A 23,656-nucleotide genomic window follows, 5' to 3' on the forward strand; every position below is an offset into this window, starting at 1 on the left:
GCCGGCGCAGGCGGTGCAAGCCCCCGCCACCCATGAGCCGCTGCTTTGGAGCGTGGGCCCCGAGGGCCAGTTGCATCGCCATGTCGTGCGGCTGGGCGTCAAGACGACCGAGCGCATCGAGATCCTCTCGGGTGGCATCAGCTCGGGCATCAGCTCGGACATCCACGCGGGGACGCAGGTGGTGTTGCAGCCCACCGAGGTGCTGCAAGAGGGCCTGCATGTACGTGCTGTGCGTGCTCTGAAATGAATACACGTTTAGCGGCTTTCCACGTCGCGCTGCGGGTGGCGGTGGATGTGGCCTTGGGACACCTCACCAGCCGCAAGCGTCAGACCTTGGTGTCGCTCACGGGGGTGGTGCTCGGGGTGGCGTTTTTCTTGGCGGTCTCGTCGCTGATGCGCGGCTCGGAGAAAGACTTCTTGCAGCGCTTGGTGGACAACAGCGCGCACATCACCGTCTACGACGAATACCGCCAAGCCCAGGCTCAGCCCGCTGAGCTGCGCTGGCCCGAGGCGGCGGTCGAGGTGCGCCACGTCAAGCCGCAGCGCGAGACCCGGGGGATTCGCGGTTGGCGCGAGCGGCTGGCTGCGGTGGAGGCCTTGCCCGACCTGCGCGCCGCGCCGGTGCTGGTGGGCTCGGCGGTGCTTAACTTTGCGGGCCGCCAGCAGGCGGTGTCGCTCAGCGGCGTGGTGCCCGAGAAAATGCACGCCGTCAGCACCATCGACGCCAAGATGATCGCCGGCACGCTTGATGCCCTGAGTGCCAACCCGAACGGCGTGATCTTGGGTCAAGGCTTGGTGGACAAGTTCAGCCTGCACTTGGGCAGCACCATCAACGTGGTGGCCGGTGAAGGGGCGAGCCGCTCGCTGCGCTTGGTGGGGATTTTTCGCACCGGCAACGCTGGGTATGACGAAGGCCAAGCCTTTGTGCTGCTCAAACGCGCCCAAGCGCTGTTGGGCCGTGAAAACCGCGTCAATCGCATCATCGTGCAGCTCACCGACGCCTACGACGCCAAAACCGTGGCGCAGACCATCGAGGCTTCCAGCGGCTACAAAAGCGTGTCCTGGATCGAAGCGTCTGAAGACTTCATCAGCTTGCTGTTGGTGCGCAACTTGATCATGTACAGCGTGGTCTCGGCCATTTTGGTGGTGGCCAGTTTTGGGATCTACAACACCATCTCGACCATCGTGATGGAAAAGACCCGCGACATCGCCATCATGAAATCCATGGGCTTCCACGCCAGTGACATCCGCAACATCTTCTTGCTTGAAGGCTTGATCGTCGGCTTGATCGGCAGCGCAGCGGGCATGTTGTGCGGTTGGGGCTTGATCGAGGCCTTGGGCCAAGTGGCGCTGAAATTGCCCGGGGTGCAAGAGCTGACGCATTTGCCGGTGTGGCGCGGTCTGGATCAGTTCGGTTTTGCCATGGCCTTTGCGATGTTTTCTTGCGTGGCGGCGTCTTGGCTGCCGGCGCGGCGAGCGGCGCGGGTTCACCCGGTGGATATTTTGCGGGGGGCGGCATGAGTAGCGTGAGCAGCGTGGGTGGCGTGAGTGACCCGCATGACGTGATGATCCGCGCCGAGGACGTGGGGCGGGAGCTGGCCGGCGAGGTGCCGGTGACCTTGGTGCAGGGCGTGAATCTGGAGATTCGGCGTGGCGAGTTCGTTTGCATCATGGGCCCCTCGGGCTCGGGCAAGTCCTCGCTGCTCTACCTCTTGGGCTTGCTCGACATGCCGAGCCGGGGCCGGATCTGGATCGACGGCCAAGACACCAGTGCGTTTGACGAAGACGCCCTGACCGATTTCCGCTTGGCCCGGTTGGGCTACGTGTTTCAGTTTCACTTTTTGCTGGCCGAGTTCAGCGTGCTCGACAACGTGTTGCTGCCGATGCGCAAGCTGGCGCGGCTTAGCGACCAGGCCGCGCGTGAGCGCGCCTTGGAGCTGCTGGGGCGCTTTGATCTACGTGATCAGGCGCGCAAGTTTCCGCATCAGCTCTCGGGTGGGCAGCGTCAGCGGGTGGCGATTGCGCGCGCGCTGGCCAATGATCCGCAAGTGATCTTGGCCGACGAGCCCACCGGCAATCTCGATTCGGTCTCCAGCACCAACGTGCGCGACATCCTGCGCGACTTGGCGCACGACCTCGGCAAAACAGTGATTGCGGTGACGCACGATGCCAATTTCTCATCGGCGGCTGATCGGCGCATTCCGATCGTCGATGGGCGCATTGACCTGGCTTGGTTGCCGGGGGCCTGAGCTACACTCTGCGGCCATATGTTCACCCCGCGTCAACGTCATCACGGCTGCCTTCACGGCCACGCATGCCTGCCCAGGTCGAGCGACCGGGGAGCTTGGCCCTGGCGTCGCTGATCGCCAGGCGCTGATGTTTTTCCAGCCGGGAACCCGAGCCCTTTTGCGGCCCACCTCCCGCTGCTTCTGAACCCAGTCTGCCCTCGGCCTTGCACGCGTCTCTCCCCGCGCCGGAGGTCTGCTCGCTGCAAGGTTGGTGGCTTGCGGAGCATCCAACGTGATCACTGAACTTGAATTCCAACATCTGGCCGAGCAGGGCTACAACCGCATCGCGCTTGTCAGCCAAGCTTTTGCCGATCTCGAAACCCCCTTGTCGCTTTACCTGAAGCTCGCTGGCGGTCAGCCGCGCAGTTTCTTGCTGGAGTCGGTGGTGGGCGGTGAGCGTTTCGGGCGTTACTCCTTCATCGGCTTGCCGGCCCACACCCTGTTGCGCACCACCTTGGGCGTGACCGAGGTGGTGACCGACGGTGTGGTGGTGGAGCGCCATGAAGGCAATCCGCTCGACTTCATCGAGCTCTATCAGCAGCGCTTCAAGGTGGCTTTGCCGCCCGGTGGTTTGCCGCGTTTTTGCGGCGGGCTGGCCGGCTACTTTGGCTACGACACGGTGCGCTACATCGAGAAAAAGCTCGCCGATACGCGCCTGCCCGGGGGCATCGGCACGCCCGAGATCTTGCTTTTGCAAACCGAAGAGCTGGCGGTGATCGACAACTTGTCGGGGCGGCTTTATCTGATCGTCTACGCCGATCCTGCCCAAGCCGGGGCCTATGCCCAAGCGGCGCAGCGTTTGCGTGATCTGACGGCGCAGCTCGGTCAAAGCGTCACCGCCCCGCCGGTCAAGCGCAGCGCCAGCCATCCGGTCGAGCGCGAATATGCCCGCGAGGACTTTGAAGCAGCCGTCTTGAAGGCCAAGGAGTACATCGCCGCCGGTGACTGCATGCAGATCGTCATCGGCCAGCGCATCAAGAAGCCCTACACCGAGCACCCGTTGTCGCTCTACCGGGCGCTGCGTTCGGTGAATCCGAGCCCCTACATGTATTACTACGACATGGGTGACTTCCAGATCGTTGGCTCATCGCCCGAGATCTTGGTGCGCCAAGAGGCCCGGCAAGTGGCTGGCAAGCCGGAAAAGATCGTCACCATCCGCCCGATTGCCGGCACCCGCCCGCGTGGGGCCACGCCGGAGCTGGACGCCGCGCTGGAAGCCGAACTACTGGCCGACCCGAAGGAGCGCGCCGAGCACCTGATGCTGATCGACCTGGCACGCAACGACATCGGCCGTCTTGCCCAAACCGGCAGCGTCAAAGTCACCGAAGCCTTCGGCATCGAGCGCTACTCGCACGTGATGCACATCGTCAGCAACGTCGAAGGCGTGCTCAAAGACGGCATGAGCAGCTTGGACGTGCTGCGCGCCAGCTTCCCCGCTGGCACCCTGAGCGGCGCACCCAAGATCCACGCCATGGAAATCATCGACCAGCTCGAAATCAGCGAGCGCGGCATCTACGGCGGTGCCGTCGGCTACCTCAGCTTCGCCGGCGACATGGACGTCGCCATCGCCATCCGCACCGGCGTCATCAAAGACCAAACCCTCTACGTCCAAGCCGGTGCCGGCGTCGTCGCCGATTCCATCCCCGAGATGGAATGGAAAGAAACCGAAGTCAAAATGCGCGCCGTCATCCGCGCAGCAGAACTGGTTGAAGAGGGGTTTTGAGGGGCGCGGGCGAGGGGAGCAAGACGCTAGGGCATTTCCCCGTTCGCCCTGAGCTTGTCGAAGGGCCTTGATCGTACCGACCCCGTCGTTATCAAATTCGTGTGAATCGTCCTTCTGGGTAGCAAAATAGTGGCTTCCTAACTGGATTTATGTAACATGCAAGTCGGTTTCAAAGCTTTGGAGGCGTTGTACGGCGTTCGGCTGGTGCAGGCTTTGCGTGTCGAATCCACCATCGGGACGACTCGGGCGAGTCGGGAGGTGTTGGAGCGGGTGCAGAAGCAGTACCCGGCCAGTTACCGGCCGGAAGATAGCTTTGCTGGGCATGTTGAGTTCGGCTTGAAGTACGAAGAGCTGCACTTGGAGTTCTTTGCCCGCTTGTTCGCGGTGGTCGAGCCGAGCTTGCTGGAGGTGTGGTGTCGGCGGGAGCCGTTTGGGCAATATGCGCGCCGCGCTGGGTTCTTTTATGAGTGGCTGACCGGGCGGCGGCTGGATGTGCCGGACTTGAGCAACGGGGCCTACGTCGATGCCATCGACGCCGACCGCTATCTGACCCGAACCCACGCCTTACGCGACCGGCGCTGGCGCATCAACAACAACTTGCCCGGCACCCCCGCCTACTGCCCGCTGGTGCGGCGCAGCGATGCTGTGCAGGAGGCCCTCGCATTCAATGTGACTGAAGCTTTGGCCGAACTTGACCGCCAATTTGGGGCGGAAGTGCTGCTGCGCACCGCAGCGTGGCTCACGTTCAAAGAGTCGCGCGCTAGCTTTCTGATTGAGAAAGAGGCGGAGCAAACCGACCGCATCCAGCGGTTTGCGCACGTCATCGCCGAGCACTGTGGCCAGATCGAGGAGCCGCTCAGCAGCGAGAGCTTGATCACCTTGCAGCGCGCCATCTTGGGTGACAACGCGCTAAGCATGGGCCTCAGACGCTCGCCGGTCTTTGTCGGCCAAGCCACCCTGCGTGAAAACATCGTGCATTACATCGGCCCGCATTTTGGCGATGTCGAAGGCATGCTGGCGGGGCTTAGAGCCTTTGAGGTTGCAACACGCGGCCGCGAGCCTTTGGCTCGTGCGGGTGCTCTGGCTTTTGCCTTCGTCTATATCCACCCGATGGGCGACGGCAACGGCCGCATCCACCGCTTTCTCCTCAACGACACGCTCAAGCGAGACCAAGCGATCCCCAACGGCGTGACCCTCCCGGTGTCGGCCAGCATCATCAATTCCCGCGAGTTCAGCCATGGTTACGACCGGACGTTGGAGGTGTTTTCGCGCCCATTCATGCGGCGCTACGCCGAGGCCTACCGTTTTGGTGAGCTCATGACCTACACAGACGGCACGCGGTCCAACTTGGTTTTTGAGGCCTACCCAGATGCCAACGCCGCGTGGCGCTACCCGGACCTCACCGAGCACGTTCTCTTCACGGCCCGTGTCGTGGCCCACACCATCCGCACCGAGATGGCCGAGGAGGCTCGGGTGCTCTGCACCTTTGAGCTTGCGCAGCGACGCCTCAAGGACGTCTTAGAAATGCCCGACGCCGACGCCGTGCGCATCATCCGCGCCCTCAAAGAAAACGGCTGGAACATCTCGGGCAAGCTGACCAAGGCGTATCCGCAACTGGCGGATAAGGGCCTTGCCCTGCGCCTGATCGAAGCTGTTCAGTCCGCCTTCGAAGCCCGCGAGCCGGTGCGTGTTATCGGGTAACCCCGCGTGCCATCCGCCCAATTTCCCCACTCTCAAGCACGCCACTGGGGTGGGTGCCGGTGATGACGGCGTTGAGCATGGCTTGGCCGACTTGGACGCTGGTGAGGGCGTGTTCGGGCAGCCAGTGGGTGAGCAGGGGCAGGATGGGGCGGGTGAGGGTGTAGATGAGGCGGTAGGCCAAGGTCTTGGAGCGCACGCCGTGCAGCGGGCGGATCAGGCCGGGACGGAACATGTAGGCGTTTTTGAAGGGCAGACGCAGCAGGGCGTTTTCGGTGCGGCCTTTGACGCGCGCCCACATGATCCGGCCTTGCTCGGTGCTGTCGGTGCCTGCGCCGGACACATAGACGAAGCGCATTGCGGGGTTGGCCGCCACCAGCAACTTGGCCACGCCAAGCGTCAGATCGAAGCTGATGCGGCTGTACGCCGCTTCACTCAGGCCGCCGGCCGAGACGCCCAAGCAAAACAAACACGCATCGAAGCCCTGCAACTGATCGGCCACGGGCGTGCAGTCGAACAAATCGGCCTGCACCACCTCACTGAGCTTGGGATGGCTGCGACCCGTGCTTGTGCGGCCCACGCTGCGAATGTGGGTGACGCGCGGGTCCAGCAGCGCCTCGCGCAATACGCTCTGACCCACCATGCCGGTGGCACCGAAGAGAAGAATGTTCATGTCGAGCTTGATCGGGCGGCGCTGAGGGGGAAGGCTGAGGGAGAAATGCGGCCGAGTGTATCGCTGCCTCGAACGGGCGTGTGTCGTGATAATCTAGTCACCATGACTAGAAAACAGCCTGCATCACCTCCGCGTGCCGTCACCGGACCACAACCGGGATACTGGCGTCTTCAAGATGCCAAGGCCCGTTTCAGCGAGGTCGTGCGTCGTGCGCACAGTGACGGACCGCAGCATGTGACGATGCATGGGCGTGATGCGGTGGTGATCCTCGACGCGGCCGATTTCCGCCGTTTACAGGGGGGGCAGACGGGTCAAGTGTTGATTGATGCGCTCCAAGCTTCGCCCTCGCCAGACCTTGATCTAACGGTGTCGCGCTGTGCGATGCCTGTTCGGGATGTGGTGTTGTGAACGGCTGGCTACTCGATACCAATGTCATTTCCGAACTGCGCCGCCCGCGTCCCGATCCGCGTGTGGTGGCTTTCGTGGCGGCCCAAGCCTTGGATCAGCTGTTCATCAGTTCAGTCACGTTGGCTGAAATCCGCTTTGGCATTGAAAAGGTGACTGATCCGCTCCGCCGTGCCGAATTGCACGACTGGCTAACGCACAAGGTCCGGCCGATGTTTGGCCAGCGTGTCTTGCCGGTGTCTGAGGATGTGATGTTCAAGTGGCGGTTGCTGGTCGAGGAGGGGTGCCAGAGTGGTCATACCTTCACCCAACCGGACTTGATCATCGCCGCCACAGGTTTGTTGCACGGCTTGACCGTGGTGACGCGCGATACAGGTGACTACGCCCGGTCGCGAGTGGTCTTGTTCAATCCGTGGCTCGATGGATCGGCCGATTGACCGAAAATCCCACCCTAGACCTCACAAGAGACTGATCCCTGTTGGATCGCTGCCCCTACGCTCTTCAGAAAGAACCACCATGCCTGTCTATCGTTCCAAGACCTCCACTGCCGGCCGCAACATGGCTGGTGCTCGTTCGCTGTGGCGTGCCACGGGCATGAAGGACGGCGATTTCTCCAAGCCGATCATTGCCATCGCCAACTCCTTCACCCAGTTCGTGCCGGGTCACGTGCATTTGAAGGATCTGGGCCAACTCGTTGCGCGTGAGATCGAAGCGGCGGGCGGCGTGGCCAAGGAGTTCAACACCATCGCCGTCGATGACGGCATCGCCATGGGTCACGACGGCATGCTTTATTCGCTGCCGAGCCGCGACCTGATCGCCGACTCGGTCGAGTTCATGGTCAACGCCCACTGCGCTGATGCGCTGGTGTGCATCTCCAACTGCGACAAGATCACCCCGGGCATGTTGATGGCGGCGATGCGCCTGAACATTCCGGTGGTGTTCGTCTCGGGCGGCCCGATGGAAGCGGGCAAGGTGCAACTGGCCAATCCGACCACGCACAAGATGGAGTTCAAAAAGCTCGACTTGATCGACGCGATGGTGATGGCCGCTGACTCGAAGGTCAGCGACGCCGACGTCGCCGAAGTGGAACGCTCGGCGTGCCCGACCTGCGGTTCGTGCTCGGGCATGTTCACCGCCAACTCGATGAACTGCCTGACCGAGGCCCTCGGCCTGGCGCTGCCGGGCAACGGCACGGTGGTGGCCACCCACGCCGACCGCGAACAGCTGTTCAAGCGCGCTGGTCGTGTCGCGGTGGAGCTGTGCCAGCGCTACTACGAGCAAGAGGATGAGAGCGTGCTGCCGCGCGCCATCGGCTTCAAGGCGTTCGAGAACGCCATCACGCTCGACATCGCGATGGGCGGCTCGACCAACACCATCTTGCATTTGTTGGCGATTGCGCAAGAGGCCGGCATCGACTTCACGCTGGCTGACATCGACCGCCTGTCCAAGGTGGTGCCGCAGCTGTGCAAGGTGGCCCCGAACACCAACAAGTACCACATCGAGGACGTGCACCGCGCCGGCGGCATCATGGCGATCTTGGGTGAGCTGGACCGCGCCGGCAAGCTGCACACCGACGTGCCGACCGTCCACGCCAAAACCATGAAGGACGCGCTGGACGAGTGGGACATCGCCCGCGCGCCCAGCGATGCGGTCAAAACCTTCTACCAAGCCGGCCCGGCAGGCATCCCCAGCCAAGTGGCGTTCAGCCAAAACACCCGCTGGCCGAGCCTTGATCTGGACCGCGCCGAAGGCTGCATCCGCTCGGGCGACCATGCGTTCTCGCAAGAAGGCGGCTTGGCCGTGCTGCACGGCAACATCGCGCTCGACGGCTGCGTCGTCAAGACCGCCGGCGTCGATGACAACCTGATGGTGTTCGAAGGCCCGGCCCACGTCGTCGAAAGCCAAGACGAAGCCGTGGCCAACATCCTGGCCGATGAGGTCAAGGCTGGCGACGTGGTGATCGTGCGCTACGAAGGCCCGAAGGGCGGCCCCGGCATGCAGGAAATGCTCTACCCGACCAGCTACATCAAGAGCAAGGGCCTGGGCAAAGCCTGCGCGCTGCTGACCGACGGCCGCTTCTCGGGCGGCACCTCGGGCCTGTCGATCGGCCACTGCTCGCCCGAAGCGGCAGCGGGCGGTGCCATCGGCTTGGTGAAGAACGGCGACCGCATCCGCATCGACATCCCGAACCGCTCGATCAACGTGCTGCTCAGCGACGAAGAACTGGCCCGCCGCCGCACTGAGCAAGACGCGCTGGGCTGGAAGCCGGCCCAGCCGCGTCCGCGCAAGGTCTCGGCCGCGCTACGCGCCTACGCGCTGCTGGCGACCAGCGCGGACAAGGGGGCAGTGCGGGATTTGTCGCTGCTGGATTGATGTGCTCGGGAGGTCAAGCGGCCTTGACCTTCAACCGCCACGCATGCAGCAGCGGCTCGGTGTAGCCGCTGGGTTGCTCTTTGCCCTTGAACACCAAGTCCAGCGCCGCTTGGTAAGCCGCGCCGTCGGGGTTGGCGACCAGGCTCTTGTAGGCCGCGTCGCCAGCGTTCTGGCCGTCCACCTTGGCGGCCATGCGGGCGAAGGTTTCGCGCACTTGGGCCTCAGTGACCACACCGTGCAGCAGCCAGTTGCAGATGTGCTGGCTGGAGATGCGCAGCGTGGCGCGGTCTTCCATCAGGCCGATGTCGTTGATGTCGGGCACCTTCGAGCAGCCCACGCCTTGATCGACCCAGCGCACCACGTAGCCCAAGATGCCTTGGGCGTTGTTGTCGATTTCTTGCTGGCGCTCTTCCGCGCTCCACGTCGCTTCAGCCACCACGGGGATGGTGAGCAGGTGGGCCATCAGCTGCGCGGTCAGCTCGGCGTTGTTGGCGTCGCCGCTGGCTTCGATCTGCTGCTGCACTTCAGCCACGCTGACTTGGTGATAGTGCAGCGCGTGCAGCGTGGCAGCGGTCGGGCTCGGCACCCAAGCGGTGTTGGCACCGGCTTTGGGGTGACCGATCTTTTGCTTGATCATTTCAGCCATCAGATCCGGCATGGCCCACATGCCCTTGCCGATCTGGGCGCGACCGCGCAGGCCGCAGCTCAAGCCGATCAGCACGTTGCGACGCTCGTAAGCGGCGATCCAGGCGCTGCTCTTGATGTCGCCCTTGCGCATCATTGGGCCCGCGTGCATGGCGGTGTGCATCTCGTCGCCGGTGCGATCCAAGAAGCCGGTGTTGATGAACGCCACGCGGCTGGCAGCCGCAGCGATACAGGCCTTCAGGTTGACCGAGGTGCGGCGCTCTTCGTCCATGATGCCGAGCTTGACGGTCGAATCCGGCAGACCCAGGAGCTGCTCAACGCGGCCGAACAACTCACCCGCAAAGGCCACTTCTTCCGGGCCGTGCATCTTGGGCTTGACGATGTAGACCGAACCTTTGCGCGAGTTGCAGACTTGGCGGCCGCCAATCTCGGCACCGTGGCGTTGCAGGTCATGCAGCGCGATGGTGGTGGTGACCACAGCGTCGAGGATGCCTTCGGGAATCTCACGCCCTTCAGCGCCCCAGAGGATCGCCGGGTTGGTCATCAGGTGACCGACGTTGCGCACGAACATCAGCGAGCGGCCATGCAGCACCACGTCGCCGCTGCCTTCAGGCGTGAGGTAGACGCGGTCGGCGTTCAGGCGACGGGTGAAGGTCTTGCCGCCCTTGGCGACTTCTTCGGTCAGCGTGCCGAGCTGGATGCCGAGCCAGTTGCTGTAGGCCAGCACCTTGTCTTCAGCGTCCACCGCCGCGACCGAGTCTTCCAAGTCGAGGATGGTGGATAGGGCCGATTCGACGATGACGTCTGACACGCCAGCAGCGTCACTCTTGCCGATGGTGGTTGAGCGGTCGATCTGGATGTCGAGGTGCAGGCCGTTGTGGACCAACAGCACGGAGGTCGGGGCGCTGGCCGCGCCTTGGTAGCCGGCGAAAACGCCGTGGTCGCGCAAGCCGGTGACCGTGCCGTCCTTCAATGTGACGGCGAGCTGAGCATCGACCACCGCGTAGCCGCTGGCTTCAGCGTGGCTGCCGGTGGCCAGCGGTGCCGCTTGGTCGAGCACTTGGCGGGCGTAGGCGATGACCTTGGCACCGCGCACCGGGTTGTAGCCCCGGCCCTTGTCGGCGCCGTCGGTTTCAGGCAGCACATCGGTGCCGTAGAGCGCGTCGTAGAGCGAACCCCAACGGGCGTTGGCGGCGTTCAGGGCGTAGCGCGCGTTCAGGATCGGCACCACCAGCTGCGGACCGGCTTGCAGGGCCAGCTCAGCGTCCACGTTCGAGGTGGTCGATTGCACGCTCTGCGGCACCGGCACGAGGTAGCCGATCTCGGTCAGGAACGCTTGATAAGCGGCCATGTCGCTGATCGGGCCGGGGTGGGCGGTGTGCCAAGCATCCATTTGCAGCTGGATCTGATCCCGCTTGGCCAGCAAGGCGGCGTTCTTCGGGGCCAAGTCAGCGACGAGCTGATCAAAGCCGGCCCAGAAAGCAGCGCTGGTCACGCCGGTGCCGGGCAGCACCTTGTCGTCGATGAAACGGAACAACTCGGTGGCCACTTGCAGGCCGTGGATGGAAGTGCGTGCAGTCATGTTGAACAACTCAGAGACTCAGAAGGTTGGGAATCAAAAGGAAGCGATCAAAGGGCAGCGATCAAAGAGCCGCGATACCGGCTTTGGCGATCTGGGCGTCTTGCGCCGACGTGACGCCCGAGACCCCCACCGCACCGATGACTTGGCCATCGACAAGGATGGGCACGCCGCCTTCGAGCATGCCTTGCAGCAACGGTGCCGACAAAAACGAGGTGCGCCCGCCGTTGATCATGTCTTCATAAACCTTGGACTCGCGCCGACCCAAGGCCGAGGTGCGGGCCTTTTCGGGGGCGATGTAGCTGCTTAGCGGTGCAGCGCCGTCAAGGCGGATCTGGCCGAGCAGATGGCCGCCATCGTCCACGACGGCAATCGAGACGGCCCACTGGTTGGCTTGGGCCTCGGCGCGCGCAGCGGCCAGGATGCGGTCGGTGTCTTCGACGGTCAGGACAGCTTTGGTCTTCATGGTCATTCCTTAAAGAAACCCAGCACGTCGCGCAGGTTGCTGCCGATGCGGGTTGGTTCGGTGTCGAGTTGCTCGGGCGGCAGGCCGGCGCGGTTCACCCACAAGGTGGTGTAGCCGTACCACGTCGCACCGAGCGCGTCCCAGCCGTTGCTGGAGACGAAAAGAATCTGTTTGGCGGCCAGGCCCAGCGTTTGCGGCCCCAAGGCGTAGGCGCGCGGATCGGTCTTGAAAGCGCGCACCGCTTCGACGCTGATGACGTGCTCAAGCAAGTTTTCTAGCCCAGCACTTTTCACCGCCACGCCCAGCATCGCTGGGTCGCCGTTGCTCAAGATACCGGCTGGAATGCCGCGCGCCTTCAAGGCTTCGAGCACCTCACGCACCTCGGGAAAGGCCGAAAGCGCCCGGTACTGATTCATCAGCCGGTCCTCGCCGTCGTGGCCCAAATCGAGCTGGAGACGCAGGGCCGCAAAGCGCAGGGCCGCGCGGGTCAGCTCCCAAAACGGCCGGTAGCGCTCGCCGCCGGGCGCGCTCATGGTGACAAGGCGGGTGTATTCGATCTGCTTGTCGCGCCACAACACCGCCAGCGCCTCGCCGCGACCCGGGCAGAGCTGCTCAGCCAACAAGGCCACGCTGTAGACATCAAACAGCGTGCCGTAGGCATCGAAGAGAACCGCACGCGGGGCGAGAAGCTTGTTCATGGATCGCACTGTATTCGAACCTTCCATGAAGATTGATAGCGCAAAAATTCAATCATCTTTGACTTTAATGAACATAATCGAGCCATGAACCGGCTCAAACAGCTTGAAACCTTCATCGCCGTGGCCACCAAAGGCAGCCTGACCGCCGCTGCGCAGGCTGAGGGCATTGCCCCGGCGGTGATCGGGCGGCGCATCGACGCGCTTGAAGAGCGCTTGGGGGTGAAGCTGCTGGTGCGCACCACGCGGCGCATCAGCCTGACGCACGAAGGCGCGGCTTTTCTGGAAGACGCGCAGCGCATCTTGGCCGATTTGGCCAACGCCGAGGCCAGCGTCAGCGCTGGCGGTGTCAAGGCCAGCGGCCATCTGCGCATCACCGCCCCGGCGGGTTTTGGGCGACGTCATGTGGCCCCTTTGGTGCCCAAGTTCCTCGCCCTGCACCCCGAGGTGTCGATCTCGCTGAACCTCTCGGACCGCGTGGTCGATATCGTCAACGAAGGCTTCGACTGCGCCGTGCGGGTGGGTGAGTTGCAAGACTCCAGCCTGGTGAGCCTGCGGCTGGCCAACAACCGCCGGCTGTGCGTCGCCACCCCGGCTTATCTGGCCCGCGCGGGCACGCCGCAGCAGCCATCCGACTTGGCACGCCATGACTGCCTGACCTTGTCCTCGGATGCCAGCCAAACACGCGGCTGGGCCTTCGTCATCGACGGCCAAGTGCAATACCTGCGCCCTAGCGGCCGCATCGATTGCAGCGACGGCCAAGTGCTGCATGAGTGGTGTCTGCAAGGCTTGGGCATCGCTTGGCGCAGCACGTGGGAAGTGGCGGGCGACATCAGCGCCGGTCGCTTGCGCAGCGTGCTGGAGCCCTTCGCTGCGCCGCCCAACGGCATCCACGCGCTCTTTCCCCACGCCCGCCACCTCGCGTTGCGCGTGCGCCTGTGGATCGACTTCCTCAAACACAGCTACAGCGCCCCGGGCTACTGGGGCGATTGATGGGAGGTTGAGGGGCGAGTGAAAGGGGCCACCGCCTACAATCCCGCTCTTTTGCCGAGACCACGCCATGAGCCTCAAATGCGGCATCGTGGGGCTGCCCAATGTGGGCAAGTCCACACTTTTTAATGCACTGACCAAGGCCGGTATCGCGGCCGAGAACTACCCGTTCTGCACCATCGAGCCCAACGTGGGCATCGTCGAGTTGCCCGACCCGCGCTTGGATGCGTTGGCCAAGATCATCACGCCGGAGCGCATCGTCCCAGCCATCGTCGAGTTCGTCGATATCGCCGGTTTGGTGGCCGGGGCTTCGAAGGGTGAAGGCTTGGGCAACCAGTTCCTGAGCCACATCCGCGAGACCGACGCCATCGTCAACGTGGTGCGCTGCTTCGAAGACGACAACGTCATCCACGTGGCGGGCCGTGTCGATCCGATTGCCGACATCGAAGTCATCCAAACCGAGCTTTGCTTGGCCGACCTCAGCACCGTTGAGAAAAGCCTGCACCGCTACAACAAGGCGGCCCGTTCGGGCAACGACAAGGAAGCTGCGGCCCTGGTGAAGGTGCTGGACAAGTGCCAAGCCGCGCTCGACCAAGCCCAGCCGGTGCGCTCCATCGACTTCAGCAAGGAAGAGCTGGTGATCTTGAAGCCGCTGTGCCTCATCACCGCCAAGCCCGCCATGTTTGTCGGCAACGTCTCCGAGACCGGCTTCGAGAACAACCCGTTTCTCGACCGCTTGAAGGAATTTGCCGCCAAGCAAAAGGCCCCGGTGGTGGCGATCTGCGCCAAGACCGAAGCTGAGCTGTCGGAAATGGACGACGAAGACCGCGCGATGTTCCTGGCTGAAATGGGCCAAGACGAACCCGGCCTGAATCGCCTGATCCGCTCGGCTTTCAAGCTCTTGGGCCTGCAAACCTACTTCACCGCCGGTGTGAAGGAAGTGCGCGCCTGGACGATCCACGTCGGCGACACCGCCCCGAACGCCGCCGGCGTGATCCACACCGATTTTGAGCGCGGCTTCATCCGTGCCCAAACCATCGCCTTTGACGACTTCATCGCCTTCAAGGGCGAACAAGGTGCCAAAGACGCCGGCAAGATGCGCGCCGAAGGCAAGGAATACATCGTCAAGGACGGCGACGTGTTGAACTTCTTGTTCAACGTGTGATCAACGGGTGATGATCTTCTGATCAGATTCCTGACGACTGCCAAGCCCTGCGAAAGCGGGGCTTTTTTTCGGGTGGTGGCGGGTGGCGCGATCTCTTGGCGGCGCGCTTCAGCTCGGAAGCTTTGCCGGCGTTGTCTACCGCCAAGTTGCCCGACTTTTTCAGGCGGGGGTGTAATACCGACTCCGGGATGAAATCTGTAATAGACAAAACGTCGGTGCCTCAGAAATCCAGATGCTTCCCGCAATGGCCGACGACGATCTTCTTCTCGTGAGCCAACCATTCAAAATGCACACGCAGGGTTTCGGCTTGACTGTCTTTCACACCGTCTTTCAAGTGTGTATCCATTAGGAAATCACGCCCACGGTAGTTAAAAGTGCGGCGACGCTTGCCATCGTTGCTCAACGTACTGGCTTCATTAGCTGCATAAGCGTTTTGCCCAAACACGGCTTTAGCCTGTTGATTACTCTTACCGTCAGCAAGCTGCTGCCAATATTCGGTCGCGAGTTTTTGCAACATTTCGAAAGCCTTTGCCCCTTTACGGAACCCTCTACGATCAGATTCTTTCGCTGAGCCTTTGGCGGTGTCTAGAAAAACAATCCGGTCCGAATAAAGCGTAGCTATCAGATCCACTGTTTGCTGGAGACTGGGGCTTCCTTTGAGAACGGCTGCAACAGCGTCGCGCAAGGGTGCAAGGTCCTCGGAAACGTCATCTCCGCCATCGTCACTTGATTGCAACCCACTCAACACATGCTTGAGATTGGAGATATTTGCCTGAAGCTCTCGAACCTCTTGTTCCTTCTCTTGGTACTTGGAATGAATGAGTGCGAGCTCTTTGTCCTTGGACTGCAGTTCCTGATCTGCAGACTCCAGCAGAGCGACGTATTGCGTCAGTTCCTCTGATTGATCGCCAGCTTTGACGCGTTCAATCATCTGCGTCAACTGGAGCCGAAGCGCAGCTTGCCTCACTTTTTCTGGCGAAATATGCCGCCATGAAAATGGCAGATTAGTGCGATGCGTTATCGTGGATAAAACCTCGGACTCGATCGAGTGGCCGCTTTTGTGAAGATTGGCAATCTCCTCCGGGCGTAACAATACCGTGTCGTAAAAGTGGCCGCTATCACCTTGGCGTCCAGGAAAGACGATGTTAATCGCTCCGCCAAAGGCCATAAATCGGCGCCCAACAACCTCTTCAATGGCAAACGTATCCTCTTCTACTGGTATGCAAACGACGTCGGCCAACCCTACCAAGATTGACCGCAAGCGCTCTGGGGCGACCGGGTATTCGTTATCGCGACTGGCGCTCAGTATCGCCACAGGATAGTTCCTCTCATCGCGTTCCAATGCACTCAGAAAAGCTGATGCGCTTTCCATCGTCAGTTGTTTGACTTTCAACCCAGGGGTTTGCCCGAGAGGGTTGCATGACTGAATGAGTTGCTCTACCAGTTTCGGACGAGTCACCTGAATCGGAGCGGTAACCCGTGCGCTGACCTCGTCAGTCCTCAGGAGCAAGGAACATTCGATAGGCTGCCCATCGGCTTCTTGGTGTAGCCCGATTTCGGTGATCCAGCGTCTGCCAGAAATTTTTTCGTCCCGGTGACTAAGCTGCGCACAGAACCAAAAAGGGTAGGTTCTTCCTTTGTCGCTAGAGCAAGTGGCGTGTGAACTCAACGTACTGCCGTCTTTGAGTTTCAGCTCTCGGATGCCATCGGCAAGCCGAGTGGGGTCTACATAACTCGTTGCACGCCGCCCTACCCATTGAGCCACGAGACGAACAATCTTGTCCGGCCCCTGCGCCTGTTCAAACAGGAAATTGTTAACGTACACCAGCATGATCTATTCCTCCCGCTGAATCGCCCCGGGTTTTACGGAGGCTGTTTGGTTGAAACTTAGGCCGCCATCGTGGTGGCTTGACGGGTGAGTTGGCAATGGTAGTTAGCCTCAGCTTTTGCTGGCGGAATGTAGCCAATGGATTCCAACAAACGGTCATGGTCATCTATCGGACGCGCAACGCGAACAGCGCCAGCTTCTATACCTGCGTACCCTACGCATATACGTAGACATATACTTGGCAGAACTCATCCAAAGAGTCTCTGCCATGTCGCAAATCACCCTTTATCTCGACGACGCCACCCAGGCCTTGGTGGATCAGGCTGCCGCTGCCCATGGCGTGTCTAAAAGCCGTTGGGTGGCGGACATCATTCGTAAATACGCTGCCCATGAATGGCCTCAAGACTGCTTGGACTTGGCTGGTCGTTTTGCGGATTTTCCCTTGTGCCACGAGAGCCAGACGCCGTCGCCTGCCGATGTGCCGCGCTTGGGGTTTTGAGGGGCGGTCATGCTGATTTTGGATAGCAACACCATCAGCTACTACTTCCGGGGCGACCCGCAGGTGGTGCCGCGTTTGCAAGCTTTGCGCCCTGCCGATCTGGGCGTGCCCGCCGTCGTTGAATACGAACTGCGCTATGGGCTGCTGCGCTTGCCGCAAGAGGCTGCCGCCCCGCGTTTGGCGGCACTGGCGCAATTGCTGCGGCCTATGCAGATGCTGCCGTTTGATAGCGAATGTGCGGCCCACGCCGCCCGCATTCGCGTTGCGCTTGAGGCCGCCGGTACGCCCATCGGCCCGCACGATACGTTGATTGCCGCCACAGCTTTGCGCTATCAAGCCACGCTGGTGACACGTAATGTGCGCGAGTTTTCTCGGGTGCCGGGCTTGTTGTGGCTGAATTGGCACGCAGTTTGATGGACACCACCACCCACGCCTGATCGCGGACTGCACGAAGGAGCTGCACCCTGCCGGGGATGCTGGCAAGATGCGCGCCTAGTGCAGGGAGTGCGTTGCTAAAGAGGTGATGTGTTACCTCCTTGTTAAATATCTAACTAGGCAGGAGTTCCCCATGCCCATCGGTCGTCACCGTATTCCCACCCCAGGGAGCTACCGGCTACCCGCTGACGACACCCCGTTTGAGCCCACCGGGATGTCGTTGCTGGTGGACGAAGCTCACCAGCCGACCCAGGTGATGGGGTTGGAAGATCGGCTTGAGCCTCAGCACCGGCCACAGGTTTCCAAAGCCATGCCTCTTGAGCACCAACCGGGCTCAGATGACCCGGGTAAGCGCCACTTCCGTGCCCCGCCTGAAGTCCTGCACCCCGAGGCGCAGTCGTGGTTGCATCACGTCCCGGTGCCGGTGCGCCCGATCCTGACGGCGCGGCGCTATCCCCACGTCGTCAATCGGCTGGCGCTGTACTGGAGCAATCAGCATCAATTGGCCGATTACTTCGAAGAACTGCTCGTCAGCGCCCGCCCGGGCCGACGCGGCTTCCCGCCCGAAGTGCTCGATGAATTGGTGGTGCTGCTCAGCTTTGTTGAAAAAGAACGCGGGCGGTGGCGCTGAGCTTGTCCGGGATTTACACCGCTTCTGCCAGCAACTCTTTCAGCAGCGTGTCGAGTTGGGCGTAGTCGGGTTCGCCGACAAAGCGTTTGATGATGTCGCCCTTCTTGTTCAGGACGAAGGTGGTGGGGGTGATTTGGACTTTGCCGAAGCGTTGGGCCAGCTCACCGCTGCGGTCGAAGGTGACGGGGTAGGGCAGTTGGCGGGCGCGGGCAAATTCGGTGACGTAGTCGAGCTTGTCGTGGCTCATGGCGACCGATAGCACGTCGAGGCCTTGGGCGTGCAAGCGTTGGTAGGCCTCGACGAGGTGCGGGATTTCTTTGACGCAGGTGGTACACGTGGTGGCCCAGAAGTTGATCAGGACCACGCGGCCTTGCAGGGCGGCGGTGCTGTGCTGGCTGCCGTCGAGCAAGGTGTAGGTCACCGTCGGGGCGCGTTCGCGCTCACTGCATCCGCTCAAGGCGGCACTGACGAGGGCCAGAACAAAGGCGGCGATCAAGCCGGAACGGCGGAGCGGGTGGGCGAGCTTCATGGGCTGCACTTTACGTCAGGCATGGGTCATGTACCCCAGCGGCGTGCGGATGCCTTAGCATGCGCGGCTTGGCCCAGCCCATCCTAGATTCCCGAGATTCCTATGAGTTCCAAGCCTTCATCTCTTCTTGTGCGCGGTTATGAAGTCGTGATCGGCTTCGAGACCCACGCCCAACTCTCGACCCAGTCGAAGATTTTTTCCGGCGCATCCACTGCGTTCGGTGCCGAACCCAACACCCAGGCCTGCGCGGTCGATCTGGCCTTGCCGGGATCGCTGCCGGTGATGAACCGGGGTGCGGTCGAGCGCGCCATCCAGTTTGGTGTGGCGGTGAACGCCACGATTGCGCCGATGTCGATCTTTGCGCGCAAGAACTACTTCTATCCCGATCTGCCCAAGGGCTATCAGATCAGCCAGTACGAGATTCCGGTGGTCCAAGGCGGGGTGATCGAGTTCTATGTGGAGGGCGTCAAGCACCGCATCAACCTGACGCGCGCGCACCTTGAAGAAGACGCTGGCAAGTCGCTGCACGAAGACTTTCAGGGCATGAGCGGTATCGACTTGAACCGTGCGGGCACGCCGCTGCTGGAGATCGTCTCCGAGCCGGAAATGCGCTCCAGCAAGGAGGCGGTCGAGTACGCCCGGGCGCTGCACACCTTGGTGGTCTGGCTGGGCCTGTGCGACGGCAATATGCAAGAAGGCTCGTTCCGCTGCGACGCCAACGTCTCAGTGCGCCGCCCCGGCCAGCCCTTGGGCACGCGGCGCGAGGTCAAGAACCTCAACAGCTTCCGCTTCTTGCAGCAAGCCATCGACTTTGAAGTCAATTGGCAGATCGACCAGATCGAGGACGGCTACGCCATCCAGCAAGCCACCGTGCTCTTTGATCCGGACACCGGCGAGACCCGCATGATGCGCACCAAAGAAGACGCGCACGACTATCGCTACTTCCCCGACCCCGATCTGCCGCCGCTGGTGATCGGTGCCGATTGGGTCGAGCGCGTCAAGGCGGCCCTGCCCGAGCTGCCGCGCGCGATGGCCGAACGCTTCCAAGCGGATGACGGCCTGCCGGCCTACGACGCCACCATGATGACCACCAGCCGCGCGGTGGCGGCCTATTACGAAGCGGCCCGTAGCGCCTGCCAGCAACCCAAGCTGGTGGCCAATTGGGTCATGGGTGAGATCAGCAAGCGCCTGAACGCCGAAGGCAGCGAGATCGACACCGCGCCGGTGCGTCCCGAAACCTTGGCCGCGCTGATTGGTCGCATCCAAGACGGCACGATCTCCAACAACGCCGCCAAGCAAGTCTTTGAGGCGCTGTGGACCGCTGAGGGCACCCATGTGGGTGTGGACGCGATCATCGAGGCCAAGGGTCTCAAGCAGATGAATGACAGCGGCGCGTTGGAAAAGATCATCGACGAGGTGATGGCCGCCAACACCAAGTCGGTCGAGGACTACCGTGCGGGCAAGGAAAAAGCCTTTGGCGCGCTGGTCGGCCAGATCATGAAAGCCAGCAAGGGCAAGGCCAACCCGGCGCAGGTCAACGAGCTGCTCAAGCAAAAGTTGGGTTGATGTTCCGGGTCGTTTTGATGTTCTTCTTTGTTTGAAAGTTCTTCCATGTCTGCGCTGATTTGTGGCTCGCTTGCCTTTGACACCATCGCCACCTTTCCGGGGCGTTTTGCCCAGCAGATCCTGCCGGATCAGCTACATATCCTGAACGTCTCGTTCTTGGTGCCGACCTTGCGCCGCGAGTTCGGCGGTTGTGCCGGCAACATCGCCTACACCTTGAAGGGCTTGGGCGGTGAGCCGCGCATCATGGCCACGCTGGGGGCGGACGGCGGGCCGTACTTGGCGCACATGCAGCGTCTGGGGCTGGACACGCGCCATGTCGAGACGCTGGCCGAGAGCTACACCGCGCAGGCCAACATCATCACCGACCAAGACAACAACCAGATCACCGCGTTTCACCCCGGTGCGATGCAGTTTGCCGATCGCCTTGCGGTGCCCGCTGGCGCGGGGGTGCGTGACGGTGGCGATGTGCGCCTCGCCATCCTGTCGCCCGACGGCAAGGCCGCGACCCAAGTGCATGCGGCGCAGTTGGTGCAAGCCGGCATCCCCTTTGTGTTTGATCCGGGCCAAGGCTTGCCGATGTTTGACGGCGCTGAGCTGGCCGCGCTGGTGGCCCAAGCCACGTGGGTGACGGTGAACGACTACGAAGCGCGCCTGCTGTGCGACCGCATGGCCACCGATCTGGCCACCTTGTCGCGCCAGCCGCAGCTCAAGGCGCTGATCGTGACCTTGGGCGCGCAGGGCTGTGATCTGTGGGTGAAGGGCGCGGTGCAGCGCATCGAGGGCCTCAAGGCCGAGGCGGTGCTGGACCCGACGGGTTGCGGCGATGCCTTCCGGGGCGGGCTGCTTTACGGCCTAGAAGCGGGTTGGGACTTGCCGCGTTGCTTGGATTTGGGCAACCGCATGGGCGCGCTCAAGATCGCTTGCCACGGGCCGCAAAACCACCGTATCGAGCCCCTCTTGGCGCGCTAAATGTAAAATACCCCCCTCAATAAGGGGGTTTCAGCATGATCAGCATGGATGCAGTGATCTTCATCGCCGTCGGCTCGGCGATTCCGAGCGTGGCTTGGGGCGTGGATCGTTGGCGCACGATGCGCAAGGTGCATCGGTTGGAGTCGAACCTTGAAACCGCCCGGGCCGCAGCAGCGCAATTCGCCGTGCAGGCCCGGCAAGATCTGATGCGCTTAGAGCGCGAGATGCATCACCTTCGGCCCCTGCAAGTCGAGCTGGAACATGCCCAAGACGAGCTCAATCGGCTGCGGGCCTTGCATGCGGTCTTGGACGCTGGGCATGCGCCGGGGCACTACGCCTTGCCCTCGCCGGACACGGTCGCGCAGTCGATCCACCGGCCGCACGGCTTTGCCGACACCCTACCCTTGCGCTGAATCGTCCAACTTGAGGCTGCCCAGCCACTGACGCAGCAGCTCAGCGCTCACTTCGACGCACAACTGTTTGCGCCGGCTGCTGGTGCCGTGCAGCAAGGTGACACGCGCACGGCTCACGTCCAACACGTCCGCGAACCAGCGGATCAAGGCGTCGTTGGCCGCCCCATCAATGGGCAGCGCAGCGAGCTTGATGCGCAAGGCTTCGCCATGCAAGCCCACCGCTTCGGTGCGGCGGGCGTTGGGCACGACCACCACATCGATCAGGCATTCAACCGGGGTGCGCCAGCGGACAAAAGGCGGCCAACTCGCCGCTTCTACCGCCGTTGTGGCCTTGGCCGCCTTTGCCGCTTTTGCCGCCTCTACCGTGCGGTGGCGACTCAGGGTTTTTCGCCCGTGGGAAAGGGCCACGGTGATTGCGGGCTCAAGGTGGTTTTGGCCGTGGGGCCAGCCGGTGCCACTTTCTTGGCCGCCGCCTTCTTGCTCGCTACTTTTTTGATCGGCGCGGCCGGCAAGGCTTTCAGCACCGATTCCGGTGCAGGCGCTGCACGGCTCTTGCGCACCGCCTTGACGGGCACCGTTGGCGTCAATCCTTCCGTCGCCACCAGCGTTTTCTTGGCGGCTGTGGCCGCTTTCTTGGCCGGTGCAGCAGTCTTCACGGCACTTGTTTTCTTGGCAGTTGCCATATCGCAGTTCTCCTGACTCAACCCAAATAACCCTAGTCGCGCATCATGCTTAATCCCACGACAAAGCGCCACCTGACTGGTACTCAATCACGCGAGTTTCGAAGAAATTGCGCTCTTTTTTCAAGTCAATCATCTCGCTCATCCACGGGAAGGGGTTCTCCTCGTTGGGGAAAAGCTCTTCCAGCCCGATCTGAACGGCGCGGCGGTTGGCAATGAAGCGCAAGTAGCCCTTGAACATCGAGGCGTTCAAACCCAGCACGCCGCGCGGCATGGTGTCTTCGGCGTAGCGGTATTCGAGCTCGACAGCTTGGTGGAACAACGCCCGGATCTCGTCTTTGAAGGCGGCGGTCCAGAGCTGGGGGTTTTCTTGCTTGATGGCGTTGATCAAGTCGATGCCGAAATTGCAGTGCATCGACTCGTCGCGCAGGATGTACTGGTACTGCTCGGCGGCACCCGTCATCTTGTTTTGACGACCCAGCGCCAAGATCTGCGTGAAGCCGACGTAGAAGAACAGCCCTTCCATCAGGCAGGCAAAGACGATCAGCGACTTGAGCAGCGTCTGATCATCGGCCAGCGTGCCGGTCTTGAAGTGCGGGTCCATGATGGCGTCGATGAACGGGATCAAGAACTCGTCCTTCTCGCGGATCGACTTGACCTCGTGATAGGCGTTGAAGATCTCGCTTTCATCCAAGCCCAGCGACTCGACGATGTACTGGTAGGCGTGGGTGTGGATCGCCTCTTCAAAAGCCTGGCGCAACAAGAACTGACGGCACTCAGGTGCCGTGATGTGGCGGTAGGTGCCCAGCGTGATGTTGTTGGCTGCCAGCGAGTCAGCGGTCGTAAAGAAGCCGAGATTGCGCTTGATAAGGCGGCGCTCGTCATCGGTCAGGCCGTTCGGGTCTTTCCAGAGCGCAATGTCACGGCTCATGTTCACTTCCTGCGGCATCCAGTGATTGGCGCAGGTGGCAAGGTACTTTTCCCAAGCCCATTTGTACTTGAACGGCACGAGCTGATTCACATCGGTCTGGCCGTTGATGATGCGTTTGTCCGCGACATTGACGCGGCGCTCGCTGGTGCTGCTGATGGGGGGGCTGGCGGTGTTGGGCACGTTCATCGGTGCAGCAGGGGTACGCAGCAGGGTGTCGTCTTCAAAGCTCAGCATCACGGTCTCTCTTGAATATCTTGTCGGTACGCGGTCCGGCGGCAGGGTGAACCCCGGGAAAACGCTTGGCCATTCGGCCGCCATGGGACTAAACTGGAGTCGCTCTTCAACGCAAGAGTCTGAAAGACGATCCAACGGTTTCGCGGTTTTTCCGCTTTTCTCGCCGTCTTTCGCAAACCCCGCCCGGTGCAACGTGGCGGGGTTTGTTTTTGGGCGCGCAACCTTTTTGGGCCCTTATGGG

General features: G+C 62.0%; 25 protein-coding genes. 16 read left to right on the forward strand and 9 right to left on the reverse strand.

Annotated elements, in window-relative coordinates; translation table 11 throughout:
* The 5 genes from AC3VI7_RS00850 to AC3VI7_RS00870 form a co-directional block, all read left to right on the forward strand.
* Window positions 1-247 (forward strand): hypothetical protein (locus tag AC3VI7_RS00850; protein WP_489671365.1); only part of this gene is annotated, 247 nt, incomplete at its 5' end.
* Window positions 244-1,521 carry an ABC transporter permease gene (locus AC3VI7_RS00855; protein WP_489668392.1) on the forward strand — a complete coding sequence of 426 codons (1,278 nt, stop codon included), beginning with the start codon at window positions 244-246 and terminating at the stop codon, window positions 1,519-1,521. The genes AC3VI7_RS00850 and AC3VI7_RS00855, both read left to right, overlap by 4 nt.
* Window positions 1,518-2,249, forward strand: a complete 732-nt coding sequence (locus tag AC3VI7_RS00860; protein ID WP_489668393.1) for an ABC transporter ATP-binding protein — start codon at window positions 1,518-1,520, stop codon at window positions 2,247-2,249. Before AC3VI7_RS00855 ends, AC3VI7_RS00860 begins: the two co-directional genes overlap by 4 nt.
* A gap of 271 nt (window positions 2,250-2,520) precedes the next feature.
* Complete coding sequence (gene trpE, locus AC3VI7_RS00865; protein WP_489668394.1) at window positions 2,521-4,011, forward strand: anthranilate synthase component I; 1,491 nt, start codon at window positions 2,521-2,523, stop codon at window positions 4,009-4,011.
* 156 nt (window positions 4,012-4,167) lie between these two features.
* Window positions 4,168-5,712, forward strand: coding sequence for a Fic family protein (locus AC3VI7_RS00870; RefSeq protein WP_489668395.1), 1,545 nt, complete (start codon window positions 4,168-4,170; stop codon window positions 5,710-5,712).
* Here the strand turns inward: AC3VI7_RS00870 and AC3VI7_RS00875 are convergent.
* The gene (locus AC3VI7_RS00875; protein WP_489668396.1) at window positions 5,702-6,382 is read right to left on the reverse strand and encodes an NAD(P)H-binding protein; all 681 of its coding nucleotides are present in this window, start codon (window positions 6,380-6,382) and stop codon (window positions 5,702-5,704) included. The two genes, AC3VI7_RS00870 and AC3VI7_RS00875, sit on opposite strands and share 11 nt — an antisense overlap.
* Before the next feature lie 102 nt (window positions 6,383-6,484).
* Here AC3VI7_RS00875 and AC3VI7_RS00880 point away from each other — a divergent pair, with 102 nt between their 5' ends.
* From AC3VI7_RS00880 to ilvD, 3 genes are all read left to right on the forward strand, one after another.
* Window positions 6,485-6,790, forward strand: a complete 306-nt coding sequence (locus AC3VI7_RS00880) for a type II toxin-antitoxin system Phd/YefM family antitoxin (RefSeq protein ID WP_369417368.1) — start codon at window positions 6,485-6,487, stop codon at window positions 6,788-6,790.
* The gene (locus AC3VI7_RS00885) at window positions 6,787-7,224 is read left to right on the forward strand and encodes a type II toxin-antitoxin system VapC family toxin (protein ID WP_489668397.1); all 438 of its coding nucleotides are present in this window, start codon (window positions 6,787-6,789) and stop codon (window positions 7,222-7,224) included. The genes AC3VI7_RS00880 and AC3VI7_RS00885 overlap by 4 nt, the downstream gene beginning before the upstream one ends.
* A gap of 79 nt (window positions 7,225-7,303) precedes the next feature.
* A complete protein-coding gene (gene ilvD, locus AC3VI7_RS00890) occupies window positions 7,304-9,160 on the forward strand; it encodes a dihydroxy-acid dehydratase (protein ID WP_489668398.1) in 1,857 nt (618 codons plus the stop codon).
* A gap of 13 nt (window positions 9,161-9,173) precedes the next feature.
* On the opposite strand, the gene AC3VI7_RS00895 is transcribed toward ilvD, so the two are convergent.
* The 3 genes from AC3VI7_RS00895 to AC3VI7_RS00905 all read right to left on the reverse strand — a co-directional run bounded on the left by AC3VI7_RS00895 (window position 9,174) and on the right by AC3VI7_RS00905 (window position 12,548).
* Window positions 9,174-11,387 carry a malate synthase G gene (locus tag AC3VI7_RS00895; protein ID WP_489668399.1) on the reverse strand — a complete coding sequence of 738 codons (2,214 nt, stop codon included), beginning with the start codon at window positions 11,385-11,387 and terminating at the stop codon, window positions 9,174-9,176.
* Window positions 11,388-11,448: 61 nt separating this feature from the next.
* Window positions 11,449-11,850: a heme-binding protein gene (locus tag AC3VI7_RS00900; protein ID WP_489668400.1), complete on the reverse strand. Its 402-nt coding sequence runs from the start codon at window positions 11,848-11,850 to the stop codon at window positions 11,449-11,451.
* A 2-nt stretch (window positions 11,851-11,852) separates the two neighbouring features.
* Window positions 11,853-12,548 carry a haloacid dehalogenase type II gene (locus AC3VI7_RS00905; RefSeq protein WP_489668401.1) on the reverse strand — a complete coding sequence of 232 codons (696 nt, stop codon included), beginning with the start codon at window positions 12,546-12,548 and terminating at the stop codon, window positions 11,853-11,855.
* Between the two features lie 84 nt (window positions 12,549-12,632).
* Here AC3VI7_RS00905 and AC3VI7_RS00910 point away from each other — a divergent pair, with 84 nt between their 5' ends.
* Both AC3VI7_RS00910 and ychF read left to right on the forward strand, forming a co-directional pair.
* Complete coding sequence (locus AC3VI7_RS00910) at window positions 12,633-13,538, forward strand: LysR family transcriptional regulator (RefSeq protein ID WP_489668402.1); 906 nt, start codon at window positions 12,633-12,635, stop codon at window positions 13,536-13,538.
* A gap of 67 nt (window positions 13,539-13,605) precedes the next feature.
* Entirely contained in the window at window positions 13,606-14,700 is a 1,095-nt protein-coding gene (gene ychF / locus AC3VI7_RS00915; RefSeq protein WP_489668403.1) for a redox-regulated ATPase YchF, read from the forward strand.
* A 220-nt stretch (window positions 14,701-14,920) separates the two neighbouring features.
* Here ychF and AC3VI7_RS00920 read toward each other — a convergent pair whose 3' ends face one another.
* Complete coding sequence (locus AC3VI7_RS00920) at window positions 14,921-16,531, reverse strand: hypothetical protein (protein WP_489668404.1); 1,611 nt, start codon at window positions 16,529-16,531, stop codon at window positions 14,921-14,923.
* Window positions 16,532-16,796: 265 nt separating this feature from the next.
* Here AC3VI7_RS00920 and AC3VI7_RS00925 point away from each other — a divergent pair, with 265 nt between their 5' ends.
* The 3 genes from AC3VI7_RS00925 to AC3VI7_RS00935 all read left to right on the forward strand — a co-directional run bounded on the left by AC3VI7_RS00925 (window position 16,797) and on the right by AC3VI7_RS00935 (window position 18,093).
* Complete coding sequence (locus AC3VI7_RS00925; protein WP_489668405.1) at window positions 16,797-17,027, forward strand: ribbon-helix-helix domain-containing protein; 231 nt, start codon at window positions 16,797-16,799, stop codon at window positions 17,025-17,027.
* Between the two features lie 9 nt (window positions 17,028-17,036).
* Window positions 17,037-17,441: a type II toxin-antitoxin system VapC family toxin gene (locus AC3VI7_RS00930; protein ID WP_489668406.1), complete on the forward strand. Its 405-nt coding sequence runs from the start codon at window positions 17,037-17,039 to the stop codon at window positions 17,439-17,441.
* A 154-nt stretch (window positions 17,442-17,595) separates the two neighbouring features.
* Entirely contained in the window at window positions 17,596-18,093 is a 498-nt protein-coding gene (locus AC3VI7_RS00935; RefSeq protein WP_489668640.1) for a hypothetical protein, read from the forward strand.
* Window positions 18,094-18,106: 13 nt separating this feature from the next.
* Here AC3VI7_RS00935 and AC3VI7_RS00940 read toward each other — a convergent pair whose 3' ends face one another.
* A complete protein-coding gene (locus AC3VI7_RS00940; RefSeq protein ID WP_489668641.1) occupies window positions 18,107-18,622 on the reverse strand; it encodes a TlpA family protein disulfide reductase in 516 nt (171 codons plus the stop codon).
* Window positions 18,623-18,724: 102 nt separating this feature from the next.
* Here AC3VI7_RS00940 and gatB point away from each other — a divergent pair, with 102 nt between their 5' ends.
* The 3 genes from gatB to AC3VI7_RS00955 are packed head-to-tail and all read left to right on the forward strand — an operon-like array spanning window position 18,725 to window position 21,570.
* Window positions 18,725-20,188: an Asp-tRNA(Asn)/Glu-tRNA(Gln) amidotransferase subunit GatB gene (gene gatB, locus AC3VI7_RS00945; RefSeq protein ID WP_489668642.1), complete on the forward strand. Its 1,464-nt coding sequence runs from the start codon at window positions 18,725-18,727 to the stop codon at window positions 20,186-20,188.
* A gap of 45 nt (window positions 20,189-20,233) precedes the next feature.
* Window positions 20,234-21,157, forward strand: coding sequence for a carbohydrate kinase family protein (locus AC3VI7_RS00950; protein ID WP_489668643.1), 924 nt, complete (start codon window positions 20,234-20,236; stop codon window positions 21,155-21,157).
* 44 nt (window positions 21,158-21,201) lie between these two features.
* Window positions 21,202-21,570: a hypothetical protein gene (locus AC3VI7_RS00955; protein WP_489668644.1), complete on the forward strand. Its 369-nt coding sequence runs from the start codon at window positions 21,202-21,204 to the stop codon at window positions 21,568-21,570.
* Here AC3VI7_RS00955 and AC3VI7_RS00960 read toward each other — a convergent pair.
* The 3 genes from AC3VI7_RS00960 to AC3VI7_RS00970 are packed head-to-tail and all read right to left on the reverse strand — an operon-like array spanning window position 21,556 to window position 23,367.
* Window positions 21,556-21,978, reverse strand: a complete 423-nt coding sequence (locus AC3VI7_RS00960; RefSeq protein ID WP_489668645.1) for a DUF167 domain-containing protein — start codon at window positions 21,976-21,978, stop codon at window positions 21,556-21,558. The genes AC3VI7_RS00955 and AC3VI7_RS00960 overlap by 15 nt on opposite strands.
* Window positions 21,948-22,253, reverse strand: a complete 306-nt coding sequence (locus AC3VI7_RS00965) for a histone (RefSeq protein WP_489668646.1) — start codon at window positions 22,251-22,253, stop codon at window positions 21,948-21,950. The genes AC3VI7_RS00960 and AC3VI7_RS00965 overlap by 31 nt, the downstream gene beginning before the upstream one ends.
* Before the next feature lie 49 nt (window positions 22,254-22,302).
* Window positions 22,303-23,367, reverse strand: a complete 1,065-nt coding sequence (locus tag AC3VI7_RS00970; RefSeq protein WP_489668706.1) for a ribonucleotide-diphosphate reductase subunit beta — start codon at window positions 23,365-23,367, stop codon at window positions 22,303-22,305.
* Between the last annotated feature and the right edge of the window lie 289 nt (window positions 23,368-23,656).

The sequence above is a fragment of the Leptothrix toolikensis (SeqCode) genome (genome assembly GCF_057922285.1).

Bases quoted from the DNA above. Each gene is read 5' to 3' on its own strand.
- AC3VI7_RS00855 (WP_489668392.1), top strand. From the start codon at position 244: ATGAATACACGTTTAGCGGCTTTCCACGTCGCGCTGCGGGTGGCGGTG.
- AC3VI7_RS00860 (WP_489668393.1), top strand. From the start codon at position 1,518: ATGAGTAGCGTGAGCAGCGTGGGTGGCGTGAGTGACCCGCATGACGTG.
- AC3VI7_RS00870 (WP_489668395.1), top strand. From the start codon at position 4,168: ATGCAAGTCGGTTTCAAAGCTTTGGAGGCGTTGTACGGCGTTCGGCTG.
- AC3VI7_RS00875 (WP_489668396.1), bottom strand. From the start codon at position 6,382: ATGAACATTCTTCTCTTCGGTGCCACCGGCATGGTGGGTCAGAGCGTA.
- AC3VI7_RS00880 (WP_369417368.1), top strand. From the start codon at position 6,485: ATGACTAGAAAACAGCCTGCATCACCTCCGCGTGCCGTCACCGGACCA.
- ilvD (WP_489668398.1), top strand. From the start codon at position 7,304: ATGCCTGTCTATCGTTCCAAGACCTCCACTGCCGGCCGCAACATGGCT.
- AC3VI7_RS00895 (WP_489668399.1), bottom strand. From the start codon at position 11,387: ATGACTGCACGCACTTCCATCCACGGCCTGCAAGTGGCCACCGAGTTG.
- AC3VI7_RS00900 (WP_489668400.1), bottom strand. From the start codon at position 11,850: ATGAAGACCAAAGCTGTCCTGACCGTCGAAGACACCGACCGCATCCTG.
- AC3VI7_RS00905 (WP_489668401.1), bottom strand. From the start codon at position 12,548: ATGAACAAGCTTCTCGCCCCGCGTGCGGTTCTCTTCGATGCCTACGGC.
- AC3VI7_RS00910 (WP_489668402.1), top strand. From the start codon at position 12,633: ATGAACCGGCTCAAACAGCTTGAAACCTTCATCGCCGTGGCCACCAAA.
- ychF (WP_489668403.1), top strand. From the start codon at position 13,606: ATGAGCCTCAAATGCGGCATCGTGGGGCTGCCCAATGTGGGCAAGTCC.
- AC3VI7_RS00920 (WP_489668404.1), bottom strand. From the start codon at position 16,531: ATGCTGGTGTACGTTAACAATTTCCTGTTTGAACAGGCGCAGGGGCCG.
- AC3VI7_RS00925 (WP_489668405.1), top strand. From the start codon at position 16,797: ATGTCGCAAATCACCCTTTATCTCGACGACGCCACCCAGGCCTTGGTG.
- AC3VI7_RS00930 (WP_489668406.1), top strand. From the start codon at position 17,037: ATGCTGATTTTGGATAGCAACACCATCAGCTACTACTTCCGGGGCGAC.
- AC3VI7_RS00935 (WP_489668640.1), top strand. From the start codon at position 17,596: ATGCCCATCGGTCGTCACCGTATTCCCACCCCAGGGAGCTACCGGCTA.
- AC3VI7_RS00940 (WP_489668641.1), bottom strand. From the start codon at position 18,622: ATGAAGCTCGCCCACCCGCTCCGCCGTTCCGGCTTGATCGCCGCCTTT.
- gatB (WP_489668642.1), top strand. From the start codon at position 18,725: ATGAGTTCCAAGCCTTCATCTCTTCTTGTGCGCGGTTATGAAGTCGTG.
- AC3VI7_RS00950 (WP_489668643.1), top strand. From the start codon at position 20,234: ATGTCTGCGCTGATTTGTGGCTCGCTTGCCTTTGACACCATCGCCACC.
- AC3VI7_RS00955 (WP_489668644.1), top strand. From the start codon at position 21,202: ATGGATGCAGTGATCTTCATCGCCGTCGGCTCGGCGATTCCGAGCGTG.
- AC3VI7_RS00965 (WP_489668646.1), bottom strand. From the start codon at position 22,253: ATGGCAACTGCCAAGAAAACAAGTGCCGTGAAGACTGCTGCACCGGCC.
- AC3VI7_RS00970 (WP_489668706.1), bottom strand. From the start codon at position 23,367: ATGAACGTGCCCAACACCGCCAGCCCCCCCATCAGCAGCACCAGCGAG.